9 protein-coding genes are annotated in these 13,821 nt (G+C 66.9%); 2 read left to right on the top strand and 7 right to left on the bottom strand.

Annotated elements, in window-relative coordinates:
• Positions 1-11: 11 nt before the first annotated feature.
• Positions 12-1,580 carry an NCS1 family nucleobase:cation symporter-1 gene (locus AC3A4Z_RS06555; RefSeq protein WP_498710839.1) on the bottom strand — a complete coding sequence of 523 codons (1,569 nt, stop codon included), beginning with the start codon at positions 1,578-1,580 and terminating at the stop codon, positions 12-14.
• Between the two features lie 313 nt (positions 1,581-1,893).
• On the opposite strand from AC3A4Z_RS06555, the gene aceE reads away from it, so the two are divergent.
• Together aceE and nboR are read left to right on the top strand one after the other, a co-directional pair.
• On the top strand, positions 1,894-4,659 hold the full coding sequence (aceE, locus tag AC3A4Z_RS06560; protein WP_498710840.1) for a pyruvate dehydrogenase (acetyl-transferring), homodimeric type: 2,766 nt from the start codon (positions 1,894-1,896) through the stop codon (positions 4,657-4,659).
• Positions 4,660-4,752: 93 nt separating this feature from the next.
• Positions 4,753-5,361: a nicotine blue oxidoreductase gene (gene nboR / locus AC3A4Z_RS06565; protein ID WP_498710841.1), complete on the top strand. Its 609-nt coding sequence runs from the start codon at positions 4,753-4,755 to the stop codon at positions 5,359-5,361.
• 40 nt (positions 5,362-5,401) lie between these two features.
• Here nboR and AC3A4Z_RS06570 read toward each other — a convergent pair whose 3' ends face one another.
• The 6 genes from AC3A4Z_RS06570 to AC3A4Z_RS06595 all read right to left on the bottom strand — a co-directional run bounded on the left by AC3A4Z_RS06570 (position 5,402) and on the right by AC3A4Z_RS06595 (position 13,820).
• Entirely contained in the window at positions 5,402-6,052 is a 651-nt protein-coding gene (locus AC3A4Z_RS06570) for a uracil-DNA glycosylase (RefSeq protein WP_498710842.1), read from the bottom strand.
• 76 nt (positions 6,053-6,128) lie between these two features.
• A complete protein-coding gene (locus AC3A4Z_RS06575; protein WP_493972050.1) occupies positions 6,129-7,109 on the bottom strand; it encodes an aldo/keto reductase in 981 nt (326 codons plus the stop codon).
• Between the two features lie 86 nt (positions 7,110-7,195).
• A complete protein-coding gene (locus tag AC3A4Z_RS06580; protein ID WP_498710843.1) occupies positions 7,196-10,024 on the bottom strand; it encodes a molybdopterin-dependent oxidoreductase in 2,829 nt (942 codons plus the stop codon).
• A 2-nt stretch (positions 10,025-10,026) separates the two neighbouring features.
• Positions 10,027-10,962, bottom strand: a complete 936-nt coding sequence (locus tag AC3A4Z_RS06585) for an FAD binding domain-containing protein (RefSeq protein WP_498710844.1) — start codon at positions 10,960-10,962, stop codon at positions 10,027-10,029.
• Positions 10,953-12,200, bottom strand: a complete 1,248-nt coding sequence (locus AC3A4Z_RS06590; RefSeq protein WP_498710845.1) for an XdhC family protein — start codon at positions 12,198-12,200, stop codon at positions 10,953-10,955. Before AC3A4Z_RS06590 ends, AC3A4Z_RS06585 begins: the two co-directional genes overlap by 10 nt.
• 99 nt (positions 12,201-12,299) lie before the next feature.
• Entirely contained in the window at positions 12,300-13,820 is a 1,521-nt protein-coding gene (locus tag AC3A4Z_RS06595) for an NCS2 family permease (RefSeq protein ID WP_498710846.1), read from the bottom strand.
• Between the last annotated feature and the right edge of the window lies 1 nt (position 13,821).

Consider the following 13,821-nt stretch of genomic DNA (forward strand, 5'->3'; position numbering starts at 1 on the left):
GGTCTCCTGACTCAGTGGGTGCTGGCGACGGCGATGGTCTCGCCGTCGCGGTCTTCCAGCTGCTGCGAGCGGTCCGCGATGAAGAAATAGACCACAGCTGCGATGCCGGCGGCGAAGAACCAGGCGAACGGTGCTGCCGGCGCCAGTGCCGGGACGAACGCTATGAGCAGCGCGACGACGGCGGCGGGCACCAGGGCGATGATCGCCCTGGGATTCACGCCGTTTTTGTAGTGGTAGGCACCGTCCGGGGAAGCGGTGTACAGCTCGGGGACGTTGACTTTGCCGCGGCGGATCAGCCAGTAGTCAGCCATCACCACGCCGAACAGCGGGCCAAGCAGGGCACCGAGGCCGCCCAGGAAGTACACGATGACCAAAGGGTTGTTGTATAGGTTCCAGGGCAGGATCACCAGCCCGATGACGGCGCTCACGGCCGCTGCCTTGCGGAAATTCAGGTGCTTGGGGAACAGGTTGGTCAGGGCATAGACGGGCGCCACGAAGTTGGCCATCAGGTTGACCGCGATGGTCAGGATCAGCAGGGCCAGGCAGGCCAGTACCAGGAACAGCGTGTTCGGGATGGTCTGTACGATGTCCGACGGGCTCTCGATGATGGTGCCGTTGATCTTGAACTGGCCCCCGGCCAGGACCACCACAATGGCGCCGAACACGAGCATGTTGATGGGGATGCCCCAGAAGTTTCCCCGGACAATGGCCTTTTTGGAAACGGCGGAGCGGGTGAAGTCGCAGAAGTTCAGGACAAAGGTTCCGTAGATCGAGACCCAGAGGGCGCCGCCGGCGAAGATGGTGAGCCACATCTGCGGCCCTTCCAGGGCATTGTCCGAGGACCAGGCGATGGCCCCGCCGGCTTCGATGAAGATCCAGACGGCGATGGCCGCCATGGTTGCCAGGATGACGGGGCCGGCGAACGCCTCGTACTTGCGGATCATCTCCATGCCGAAGCTGACAATGACCAGCTGGACGATCCAGAGGATAACGAAAGCGATCCAGCCGAGGGTGGACAGGCCGAGGATGGAGTCCTTGTCCAGCCCGCCGAGGGCGGGGAACATCGCCACGAGCATCACGCGGAACACTACGGAGGCGAGGTAGGTCTGGATGCCGAACCAGGCCACGGCGACCGCACCGCGCAGCAGGCTGGCGATTTGTGCTCCCCGGATCCCGAAGCTGATCCGGCTCATCACGGGGAAGGGGACCCCGGTTTTGACCCCCATAAAACCGGAAAGGGTCAGGAGGCCGAAGAGGAGCGCGGCGCCGATGCCCAGGGCCAGGAGGATCTGCCAGCCGCCGAGGCCCAGGGCGAAGAGACCGATGGCGAAGGCGTAGTTTCCGAGGCTGTGGACGTCGTTGGCCCACAGGGTGAAGATGCTGTAGCCGGACCAGCTGCGGCCGGCGCGTTTGGTGGGGGCAAGGTCTGAGTTGTAGAGGGTGGGACTGATGGCCTGGCCGGATGCCGCGCTTGCTGAATCGCAAAGGGCCTCGATGCCCGCTGCCGGGTGGGCGGACGGACCTGACGCCGTTGTCAGGTCCGGAGCCGCGTCAACGCCCGCTGGTGGAGGGGTCTGCATGGGTTGATCTCCAGTTCTAAAGGTGTTCCGCTGTGGTGAGCTCAGGCCTGAAAGGCCGGTTCTGTTATTCCACAATGCGAAATGAAGATATTGAATAGTGAAAACAGATTATGACCTGGATCACCTCAGGTCAAGGCGTAATGCCTGCCGGGCGGTCACAATCGGGGCGCTCGGCCTCAGTCTGCCGGCCCGGTGCAGTGCGGCGGCCAACCGTTTGACCGCACCATTCCACAAGGCTAATCTCGTATAGCAATAATGTTTTCTCACAATACGAAAATATAAAGCCAGTATTCAACGATGAAAAGAGGCTGCCGTGGCTGCAGGAGAAGATACCTCCCATATCCTCAGCGGGTTGACTAACCAGCTGCCTGATCGTGATCCGGAAGAGACCGCCGAGTGGGTTGAGTCCCTGGATTCGTTGATCAGGGAACAGGGTACCGAGCGTGCCCAATACATCATGCGGAGCCTGCTGCAGCGCGCGGGTGCGCAGAGCGTGGGCGTGCCGATGGTGACCACCACCGATTACGTGAACACGATCCCGGCGGACCAGGAAGCGCAGTTCCCGGGCAACGAGGAATACGAGCGCCGGTACCGGGCGTACATGCGGTGGAACGCCGCAGTGATGGTCCACCGGTCCCAGCGGCCCAACATCGGGGTGGGCGGGCACATCTCCACCTACGCCGGTGCTGCGACCCTGTACGAGGTGGGCTTCAACCACTTCTTCCGCGGCAAGGACCACCCCGGCGGCGGGGACCAGGTCTTCTTCCAGGGCCACGCCTCCCCCGGCATGTACGCCAGGGCGTTTATGGAAGGCCGGCTCTCCGAGGAGGACCTGGACGGGTTCCGGCAGGAAAAATCCCGCGCCGGCCACGCCCTGTCCTCCTACCCGCACCCGCGGCTGATGCCGCAGTTCTGGGAATTCCCCACCGTGTCCATGGGCATCGGGCCGATGAACGCCATCTACCAGGCCCAGTCCAACCGGTACCTGCACAACCGGGGCCTGAAAGACACCAGTGACCAGCAGGTCTGGGCGTTCCTGGGCGACGGCGAAATGGACGAGCCCGAATCCCGCGGCCTGCTCCAGCTCGCCGCGAACGAGAACCTGGACAACCTGAACTTCGTGATCAACTGCAACCTCCAGCGCCTGGACGGGCCGGTACGCGGCAACGGCAAGATCATGCAGGAACTCGAAGCGTTCTTCCGCGGCGCCGGCTGGAACGTCATCAAGGTCATCTGGGGCCGGGAATGGGATGACCTGCTGGCCCGCGACACCGACGGGTCACTGGTAAAGATCATGAACGAAACCCCCGACGGGGACTACCAGACCTACAAGGCCGAATCCGGCGGGTTCGTCCGCGAACACTTCTTCGGCAAGGACCCCCGCACCAAAGACCTCGTCGCGGACCTCACCGATGACCAGATCTGGAACCTCAAACGCGGCGGCCACGACTACCGCAAGGTCTACGCCGCCTACAAGGCCGCCACCGAATTCAAGGGCAAACCCACCGTCATCCTGGCAAAGACCGTCAAGGGCTACGGACTCGGACCCCACTTCGAGGGCCGCAACGCGACCCACCAGATGAAAAAACTCACCCTCGACGACCTCAAGGAATTCCGGGATTACCTCCGCATTCCGATATCCGATGCCCGGCTGGAGGAGGATCCTTACAGCCCGCCCTACTACCACCCCGGGCATGATGCCCCGGAGATTGCCTATCTCCACGAGCGGCGCCGTGTGCTGGGCGGTGCGGTGCCGGAACGGCGGCCGGACCACCAGCCCGTTGAGTTGCCCGAGCCGAAGACTTTCGACGTCGCCAAGCGCGGCACCGGCAAGCAGCAGGCTGCCACCACGATGGCCTTCGTCCGGCTTTTGAAGGACCTGATCAGGGACAAGAAGTTCGGGCACCGGATTGTGCCCATTGTTCCGGACGAATCCCGGACCTTCGGCATGGATGCCTTCTTCCCGACGGCAAAAATCTATAACCCGGGCGGCCAGAACTACCTTTCCGTGGACCGGGACCTGGTCCTGGCCTACAAGGAATCCGCCCAGGGCCAGCTGATCCACCCCGGTATCAACGAAGCCGGCGCCGTGGCAGCGTTCACCGCCGCCGGAACCGCCTACGCCACCCACGGCGTCCCCCTGGTCCCGGTCTACGTGTTCTACTCCATGTTCGGCTTCCAGCGCACCGGCGACGCCTTCTGGGCAGCAGCAGACCAAATGGCCCGCGGCTTCATCATCGGCGCCACCGCAGGACGGACCACCCTCACCGGCGAAGGCCTCCAGCACGCCGACGGCCACTCCCCGCTCCTGGCCTCCACCAACCCGGCAGTGGTCACCTACGACCCCGCCTACGGCTACGAAATGGGCCACATCATCCGCGACGGCCTCGAACGCATGTACGGGCCGGCCGCAAGCGGCAAAGGAACCGCAACAGCGCCGGATAACAACGTGATGTACTACCTCACCGTGTACAACGAGCCGATCACCCAGCCCGCCGAACCGGCGAACCTCGACGTTGAAGGGGTGCTGAAAGGCATTTACCGGGTGTCGGCGTCGGACCTCGAAGGACCGAAGGCGCAGATCCTCGCCTCGGGTGTGTCGGTGCCATGGGCCCTGGAGGCACAGCAGCTCCTGGCCGATGACTGGGGCGTTTCCGCGGACGTGTGGTCCGTGACCTCCTGGAACGAACTGCGCCGCGACGGCCTCGCCGCCGAAGAGGAAGCCTTCCTCAACCCCGGCCAGCCCGCCCGCGTCCCGTTCGTCACCAAACAGCTCGAAGGCGCCACGGGCCCCGTCGTCGCGGTGTCGGACTACATGAAGGCCGTCCCGGACCAGATCCGCCAGTTCGTGCCCAACGAATTCGCCACCCTCGGTGCCGACGGGTTCGGCTTCTCCGACACCCGCGCCGCAGCCCGCCGCTTCTTCAAGATCGACACCCACTCCATCGTTGTCAAAGCGCTGCAGATGCTCGCGGCGAGGGGCGAGGTTGAGGAGGGCGCGCCGTCGTACGCCATGGACCGGTACAAACTCCTGGACGTCAACGCCGGCACCACCGGGGGCGCCGGAGGCGACGCCTAAAAGGAACACCCCTCGGGGTTTTGGTCCAGATATGCGGACTTCCAACGCCCGGAGCCCTGCATATCTGGACAAAAACTCCATTAGGGTGCAGATATGGGCAACACGGAGGAGACCAGGGCCACGGGGGTTGTGCTTGCGGCCGGCGCCGGAACCCGGCTTGGCCGGGGCCCCAAGGCCCTGCTCCCCTACCGCGGCCGGCCGCTCGTGGAATCGGTCGCCGGGGCGCTGCTCGACGGCGGCTGCCGGGAGGTGGTGGTGGTGCTGGGCGCCGGCGCCCCGGACGTCGCCACCATCGCCGAACTGGACCGGTACCGGACAGTTATCAACCACGATTGGCAGTCCGGGATGGGCAGCTCACTCCTGTTGGGCAACGGTACTGCCAGTCCGGGAGACCATCTCATGGTGGCGCTTGTGGACCAGCCCGGCCTGACGCCCGGAACGGTGGGCAGGCTCCTGGCAGCACACCGTCCGGGCCGGATCACGGCAGCGTCCTACGACGGCGGCGACGGCACCGCACGCAGGGGCCATCCGCTGATCATTGACGCCGCGCTCCGCGACGCCGTGGCCGCGACAGTAACGGGCGACGCCGGGGCACGCGGCTTCCTGCGTGCCCACCCGGAGCTCCTGGATGACGTGGACTGCAGCGACCTCTCCAGCGGACTGGACGTCGACACCCCGGAGCAGCTCCACCTGCTGGGCTAGCGGCGAATCGCTCCCGAGCTGAGCAGCTCCACCTGCTGGGCTAGCGGCGAATCGCTCCCGAGCTGAGCAGCTCCTCCAGGCCCCGCTTGAAACCTGCTCTTCCGCCATGTGACGGATGCCGGACCTTCGGTGCGTCCACACCGCTGAAGAGCAGGCTGCGGTGTGCCACGTTGCCCACTGCCGCCACGGATTCGACGCGGAACAGCTCAGCGAGTGACTGCCAGAACGGCGTTCCCAGCCTTGCGTCTACCGCAGTGGGAGTGCGGTTGGACTGCGGCTTCCCGGGGATGTGGGTATGCCAGGGGCATGCGCTCCAGAGCAGGGGCAGGAACTGCAGTTCGGCCAGCACGTCCCACATGACGGTGGCCGTGGGCTCGGCCGCAACGTCCGCTGCCTCCGCAGCCAAGGAGTATCCCTTGCCTGGCCCGAACAGGCCGAAGCTGTTTGCCGGCCCCTGGAACATGGTCCGGTTGGTAAAGGGCACTCCGGTGATCCTCATGCCCCGGAAACCCGGAGCCTCGCCGAGGAGCAGCACCGCGGGCGACCGCTCCAGCATCTCCTCGAGGTACAGCTCCAGGTTCCGCCGGCGCACGGCATTGCCCGGAACGCTGTGGTCAAAGAAGTTGTTGCGCCCCGGCACTGTGGGCACGGCGGCGAGCCGCTCCACAAATTCACTGACGGAGCCGGTCACCAACGCTCCCAGGCGTAAGAGAGCCGCCCGGGGTCCCCGTGGCGAGCGAAGCGAGACATGGGGCAGGCGGCGAACGTTACCAGCGCGGGTGGATGGCCTCGCGGAAGTAGTGGTCGTAGATCCAGCGGACGCCGCCGTCGAAATCCTCACTGACACTCACGGACGCGGCGGCGGCATTCGCTGCCGCCTGCTCAACGTTGCGCGCCCCGGGGATGACTGTGGTGACGCCGTCCTGCGCGGCAATCCAGGCGATGGCAGCCTGTGCCGTGCTGGCGCCGGCCGGAACGATCTGTTGGAACTCGGCAACGGCCTTCAGGCCCAGTTCGTAGTCCACACCCGAGAACGTCTCGCCGACGTCGAAGGAGTCGCCGTTGCGGTTGTAGTTCCGGTGGTCGTTCTCGGCGAAGGAGGTCTCCTTCGTGTACTTGCCCGAGAGCAGCCCGGACGCGAGCGGCACCCGCGCGATGATGCCCACGTTCGCGGCCTTCGCCGCCGGAAGGACCTCGTCCAGGGGCTTGAGCCGGAACGCGTTCAGGATGATCTGCACGGAGGCGGTGCCCTCGTGGCGGATCGCTTCCAGGGCCTCGTCTGTGCGCTCCACACTCACGCCGTAATTGCGGATGGCTCCCTCGGACACCAGGGTATCCAGGGCGTCGTAGACCTCGGCGTTGCTGTACACGGGAGTAGGCGGGCAGTGCAGCTGGACCAGGTCCAGCGTGTCCGTGCCCAGGTTCTTCCGGGACCGGTCCACCCACTGGCGGAAGTTGGCCAGGGTGTAGTGCTCCGGCTTCTGGTCCACCCGGCGGCCCATCTTGGTGGCTACCGTGATGTCCAGTCCCGGGTTGTCAGCCAGGAACTTTCCGATGGCCTGCTCGCTCTTGCCGTCGCCATAGACGTCCGCCGTGTCGAAGAAGTTCACTCCTGCTTCAACGGAGGCGGCAAGAATTGACTGCGCCTGGGCCGGGTCAACATTCCCCCAGTCCGCGCCGAGCTGCCAGGTTCCCAGCCCAACAATGGACACGTTCCGTCCGGTCTTGCCTAAAATCCGCTGTTCCATCCCTTGACTATATGCAACGATGCAACGCGGGGTCGGATTTGGCCCGCTCAACGCGCTTCAGGCGGCCTTATGTGACCCCGCGTTGGTCAGGACAGGCCCGAGCGCTGCAGGTTGGGCACCAGCCCCGCCCACTTGAGCCCCAGGTAGATCTTGTCCCGGGCGATGGGGAGCGATGCAAAACGCACCCCGGTGGCGTTGCGGATCGCGTTCGCGAGCGCCGGGGCAACGGGATTGAACGGGCTCTCGCTCATGGACTTGGCTCCCAGCGGTCCCATTTTGTCGTTGGTGTCCGCGAAGTACACTTCGCTGCGCGGCACGTCCGCGAAGGTGGGGATGTGATACTGCCGCAGGATGTCGGTGGTCACCCGCCCGGCGTCGTCAATCACCACTTCCTCATACAGCGCCGCCCCGATGGCCTGCGCAATCCCGCCCTCGATCTGGCCGCGGCACTGGCGCGGATTCACCACCACGCCGGCATCCGCCGCCTGCACGCTTTGCAGGATTTTCAGCTCGCCCGTGCCGCGGTTCACCGCCACGCGGAAGCCGTGCACATTGAATGCCACGGACCGTGGAGTCCCGCCCCAGCGCCCCTCGGCGGCAAGTTCGACGCCGGCGTCCGCGGCCGCCTGCGCAAGTTCCGCCAGTGCCGCGGGAGTTCCGTCAATGACTACGGAGTCGCCGTCGAGGACGCAGGCGGACGCCTGGGTCTGATGGATGCCGGCGGCGAAAGCGCGGATCCGCACCGCCAGTTCCTCTGCGGCGGCCAGTGTTGCCTTTCCTGCCACCACGGTCCCAGCGGAACCAAATGCACCGGTGTCATGCTCAATGAGGTCCGTATCCGACTGCCGGACCACAATTTTGGCGGCTTCGGTGGACAGTGCCGTGGCGGCCAGCTGCGCGTGGACGGTGGTGGTGCCGTTGCCGAATTCGGCGGTCCCGACGTCGGCCTGGTACGTTCCGTCCGGCAGGAGCCGGAGCCGCGAATGGGCGAAGTGGCCGCGCGGGGGCACGGTGTCGATCATGGAGAGCGCGGTTCCTTCGCCGGTCAGCCATTCAGGTCCCAGCTCGTCCATGCCGGCGGCGCGGTACCGCTCCCGCCCCCGCGCCAGTGCGTCGCGGACCAGGCTCAGGCATTGGTCCAGCCCGTAACTGCCGTAGTGGACGTCTTCCTCGGGATCCGGCTGGGTGGACAGCATCAGGTCGCCCTCGCGCACCATGTTCCGGCGGCGGAATTCGAACGGATCCATCCCGATGCCGGTTGCAAGCTCATCCATGGCGGACTCGATCGCGAAAATCATCTGGCTCAGCCCGTAGCCGCGGAATGCCCCGGCCGGGACGGTGTTGGTGTACATCGCATGGGCGTCCACCTTTTTATTGGCGCAGTTGTAGACGCTCAGCGATTCGCCGCAGCCGTGGAACATCACGCCCGGCCCGTGGTTGCCGTACGCGCCGGTGTTGGTCAGGACATCCAGTTCCAGCGCTGTGAGCCGGCCGTCGTTGCTGGTGCCCGCGCGGAGTTTGATGGTGAAAGGATGCCGTGTGGTGGTGGCGGTGAACTGCTCGGTCCTGGTCAGTTCCAGCTGCACCGGCCGGCCCAGTTTCAGGGCCGCGAGCGCCACGATGTCCTCGGTCAGGACCTCCTGCTTGCCGCCGAAGCCGCCGCCCACCCGGCCGGCCACCACGTGGACCTGCTCCTCCGGAAGCCCGAAGACCCGGCACAAGGTCCGGCGGACCAGGAACGGAACCTGGCTGGAGGTGCGGACCTGCAGCCGCCCTTCGCTGTCCACCGACGCGATGGCCGCGTGGGTTTCCAGCGCCACGTGCTGGACGCGCTGGGTCTGGTACGTCTGTTCGTGGATAAAGTCGGCCTGGGCGAAGCCCTCGGCCACGCTTCCCAGTTCGGAGTGCAGCTCGGCCACCACATTGCGGTCCGGGCGGGAAATGCGCGACGCCGGTCCCTCCTTGTCGCCGTGCACCAGCGGCGCGCCGGGGACCAGGGCATCCTGCGGTGTAAAGACCGCGGGCAGTTCCTCGTAGGCAACGTCCAGCGCCCGCACACCTGCTTCGGCAGCAGCCACGGTTTCAGCAACCACCGCGGCGACCCGCTGGCCCCGGAACCGGACCACGTCATCCAGCACGCGGGTATCGTCCGGGTCGTCCGTGAACAGTTCGTGCTGCGCGGTGGAAAACAGCTGTTCCGGCGCGTCCTGGTGGGTGAAGACCGCAACTACGTCGGGGACCTTCAATGCAGCGCCGGTGTCAATGGACAGCACCCGGGCGTGCGCATGCGGCGAGCGCAGGAGCTTGAGGTGGAGCAGGCCCTGCAGCTGGTCCGCCGGGACGTCCAGGGTGTAGCGGGCGGTCCCGGTGACCACCGCCCGGCTGGCCGGTGCGGGAACGTCGTCGCCCAGCTGCCCCGGTACTGGATCGGGCTGCCCCTCCCCCGCGATTCCGGAGCCCGGGCCTTGGGGATCGGGGTGGCCGGCGTGCCCGCAGACGGCATCGGAGATGGCCCGGTATCCGGTGCAGCGGCAAAGGTTGCCTTTCAGGTTCCGCGGCAGGTTTTCCTTCTGGACGTCGTCGAACGAAGCTGCCGTCATCACCATGCCTGCGGTGCAGAATCCGCACTGGAAGCCCTGCCGCTCCATAAACTGCTGCTGCACGGGGTGCAGGTCCGCCCCGGCAGTTGACGCCAGTCCCTCGATGGTGGTGACGGCGTGCCCTTCCGCCCGGACGGCCGGGTAAATGCAGCTGTGGACGGGGGTGCCGTCCACGTGCACGGTGCAGGCGCCGCAGTCGCCGCCGTCGCAGCCCTTCTTGACGCCCAGGTTGCCCTGTTCCCTGAGGAAGGTGCGCAGGCACTGCCCGGGGCGCGGTTCCGTTCCGGCCGGAGCGCCGTTGATCTCGATGGCCATGTTCAGGCCCCTTCCTGCTGTGCGTGAAGCGCCTGTGCGTGGGGTACGCGGTCCGACGGCGGCCAGAAGTCGCCGGAGGCCCGGAGCCCGGGTGCCCCTTCGGGGGCAGCGAGCTCGGCCCGGATTTCCTCCGCCAGGCGGTAGGTCATGTCCCGGCGCCAGGCAGGCAGGCCGTGGATGTCGTGGTGGTAAAGGTCTGCGGGGATCGCCTCATCAAGCGCCGCGGCCAGCGTGTCCGTGTCCGGCAGTGCGTCGAAGCGCAGCTGCACAGGCCGCCGGGTGGCGGCGGTGACGGTAAGGACAAAGGACGTGCCGCCGTCGAGCCGTCCGATCAGCAGAACCCCGGACCTGCCGAGGTTGCTCAGCGAGAGGCGCCGGAACGCCACCCGGGAGGCAAGGGCCGACGCCGGGAGCTGGATGCTCCGAAGGAGCTCGCCTGGTGCCAGGCAGTTTTGCGCGTCGCCGGTAACGAACTCGGTGACGGGCACGCTGCGGGTGGCGCCGTCGGGACCGAGGATGGTGGCGGTGCCGTCCAGCCCGGCGCAGAGCGAAATCATGGGGCCGGCGGGCAGGGACGTGCACAGGTTCCCGCCCACCGTGGACATGTTCCACACCTTGAAGGAGGCCACGAAGGAATCGCAGCAGGGGCGGACCAGCTCCAGGCCGGGCCAGCTGCGGCCTGCGGCTTCGGGCGTCCCGGGAAGCTTGTACAGTTCAGCCACGGTGCAGGTGGCGGCGAGTTCGATGCCGGCGTCCGTGACGGTCACCGGGGTCCAGCCCGCGGATCCCAGGTCCAGGAGGCGTTTCAACGGCTGCGGCCCGAACGCCAGGCTGCCGTAGGAGAACAGGACCGTGCCGCCGGCCAGCCAGGCGTCGCCATCGCGCCATTGCCCGGGGTCGGTGGTGGGAACCACCGACTCGATGGTGTTCATGTCCATGCGATCTCCTGCTGTTTAACGTTATTGGGGGCCGGCGCCGTGGCTGGATTGCGTGCTGAGCGCGCCGCCGGTTGGTGGATGGGGCCGGAGGTTTCCCTCAACGGCTGGTGGGATGCTGCTGCGGTGCGGGCGGCGATGAGCTCGGCCAGGACGGAGACGGCTACCTCGGCGGGAGTGACTGCCCCGATGTCCAGGCCCAGCGGCGAGTGGAGCTGGGCGATCCGCTCAGGCCGGACTCCCCCGTCCAGGAGCGCGTCCACCCGTTGCGCGTGGCTGCGCCGCGACCCGAGGGCCCCGATGAAGGCGACGTCCAATCCGAGCGCTGCGTGGAGCAGGGGAATATCGAACTTGGGGTCGTGGGTCAGGACGCAGATCACGGTCCGGGAATCAACCCTTCCCGCGGCCGCCTCCGCTGCAAGGTACTCGTGCGGCCATGCCGTCACCACTTCATCGGCCGTTCCGAACCGTGCCTGGGCGGCAAAGGCCGGACGGGCGTCCACCAGTGTCACGTGGTAGCCCAGCGGTTTGGCAGCAGGGAGGAGCGCGGCGCTGAAGTCGTTGGCGCCGAATACCAGCAGGCGGGGCGGCGCGAGCCGGGACTCCACTAACACGGTGGCCCCGCCGGCGCACAGGCCGGCACCGGCCAGATCCAGGACGCCGGTGCTGCCCGCGCGGAGGAAGGATTCGAGCTGGACAGCCCGGGCCCTTCCTGCGTCCGGGTCCGCGGCCGGCAACAGGTCCAGCAGGGCAGCCAATGGCGGAAGTCCGGCCACGCTGGCGGAGCCGGGATCCGCAATAACGACGGCGTTGCTGCCGCCACCGGCCGCACGGCGATCAAGCGGGCGGACCAGCGCCACCGGCTCATCCGGCCCGTAAGCTGCCAGCTGCCGGACCGCTTCGCCGAGTGCGCAGCGGTCACCCAGGTTGGCCGGCTCGATATGCACGTCCAGCTCTCCGCCGCAGGTGAGCCCGGCGGCGAAGGCATCCTCGGCACTGAAGCCGAACGTCTCAAGGCGGGTGACGCCGTCGTCCATTGACTCCAACGCAGCCGCCACGACGGCGCCCTCGACGCAGCCGCCGGAGAGGCTGCCGAGGACCGCCCCGCCGTCGGACACCAGCATGGAGGTGCCCACGGGCCGGGGAACCGAGCCGCTGGCCCGAACGATGGTGGCCACCGCGAACCGCTGGCGGCCAAGGGCCGGGGCCCAGCCACTCAGTGAAGGGATCAGGTCAAGCATGGCGGCACTCCTTCTTCCGCGCTGCGGTGGTGTCCATATTGTCATTCCTATTGGGGGCCGGGCCAAGCATTGGCCCGGCCCCGGTAGTCGGAAGGGGGCTCAGGCACCCAGCAGCAGGTTGATCGGACCGCGGGCGAAGTACACCAGGAACCCGGCGCTGACCACCCACATCAGCGGATGGACCTTCTTTGCCTTGCCGGATGCGGCGCCGATGATGGCCCAGCTGATGAAGCCCACGCCGATGCCGTTGGCGATCGAGTAGCTCAGCGGCATGGTGACGATGGTGAGGAAGGCCGGCAGGGCCACGGTGAACTTGCTGAACTTGATCTCGCGGATCTGCGCCATCATCATCGCGCCGACCACCACCAGTGCTGCGGCGGCCACCTCGAGCGGGACAACGCTGGTGAGCGGGGTGAGGAACATGGACCCGAGGAACAGGACACCGGTCACTACCGATGCCAGGCCGGTCCGGGCTCCTTCACCGATGCCGGCTGCGGAGTCGATGTAGACGGTGTTGGAGGAGCCGGAGGTTGCCCCGCCCGCGATCGCCCCGAAGCCTTCCACGATGAAGGCGGACTTCAGCCGGGGAAACGTGCCGTCCTTGTGCGCCACGCCGGCGCTCTTGGCCAGGCCCGTCATGGTGCCCATGGCGTCGAAGAAGTTGGTGAACACCAGGGTGAACACCAGCATGGTGGCCGCGAGTCCGCCGATCCTGCCGAAGGCTCCGAACAGGTCGAACTGTCCCACCAGGCCCAGGTCCGGTGCGGACACCAGCTGCCCGGACAGGACCGGGGTGTTCAGGTGCCAGCCGCCGGGATTGGTGGCGCTCGCCGGGCCCAGGTGCAGGATGGCTTCGACGATGGCGGCCAGGAAGGTGGTGGCCACAATGCCGATCAGCAGGCCGCCCTGGACCTTGCGTGCCACCAGGATGCCCATGGCCAGCAGGCCCACGATGAACACCAGGGTGGGGATCGAGGTGATGGAGCCGCCGTTGCCCAGCTGGACCGGCGGGCCGCCCGCCGTCGCCTTGACGAAGCCCGAGTCAACAAAGCCGATGAAGGCGATGAACAGGCCGATTCCCACCGTGATGGCCGCCTTCAGCTCCTTCGGCACTGCCCGGAAGATGGCGGTGCGGGCACCGGTGATGCCGAACAGGACAATCAGGATGCCGTTGATCACCACCAGGCCCATGGCCTCCGCCCAGGTGACCTCCTGGATGACGGAGACGGCCAGGAAGGAGTTGATGCCGAGTCCGGCGGCGAGGCCGAACGGCAGGTTGGCGATGAGCCCGAAGAGGATGGTCATCACGCCGGCGGTAAGCCCGGTGACGGCACCCACCTGCGCTGCGGACAGCCAGCCCCCGGCGACGTCGGTGGGGGCGTTGTCCGCGCTGAAACCGCCCAGGATCAGGGGGTTGAGGATGACGATGTACGCCATGGTGAAGAAGGTGACCAGGCCGCCGCGGAACTCGCGGGCCAGGGTGGAGCCGCGCTGGGTGATCTGGAAGAACCGGTCCAGGAAAGAGTCCGACGCCGGCGGTTGGGGGGTGCTGTTCGCGGGCCTTTGGCTGCGGGTGCTTGGAGCCGAATGCTCCTCGTGTGAGTTGTCCAGGATGGTCATG

The sequence above is a fragment of the Arthrobacter sp. Soil_C_49 genome, assembly GCF_057656635.1.

Coding starts and splice junctions, on each gene's coding strand:
- AC3A4Z_RS06585 (WP_498710844.1), bottom strand. CDS start 10,962: ATGGACATGAACACCATCGAGTCGGTGGTTCCCACCACCGACCCCGGG.
- AC3A4Z_RS06555 (WP_498710839.1), bottom strand. CDS start 1,580: ATGCAGACCCCTCCACCAGCGGGCGTTGACGCGGCTCCGGACCTGACA.
- nboR (WP_498710841.1), top strand. CDS start 4,753: ATGGGCAACACGGAGGAGACCAGGGCCACGGGGGTTGTGCTTGCGGCC.
- AC3A4Z_RS06595 (WP_498710846.1), bottom strand. CDS start 13,820: ATGACCATCCTGGACAACTCACACGAGGAGCATTCGGCTCCAAGCACC.
- AC3A4Z_RS06575 (WP_493972050.1), bottom strand. CDS start 7,109: ATGGAACAGCGGATTTTAGGCAAGACCGGACGGAACGTGTCCATTGTT.
- AC3A4Z_RS06580 (WP_498710843.1), bottom strand. CDS start 10,024: ATGGCCATCGAGATCAACGGCGCTCCGGCCGGAACGGAACCGCGCCCC.
- AC3A4Z_RS06590 (WP_498710845.1), bottom strand. CDS start 12,200: ATGCTTGACCTGATCCCTTCACTGAGTGGCTGGGCCCCGGCCCTTGGC.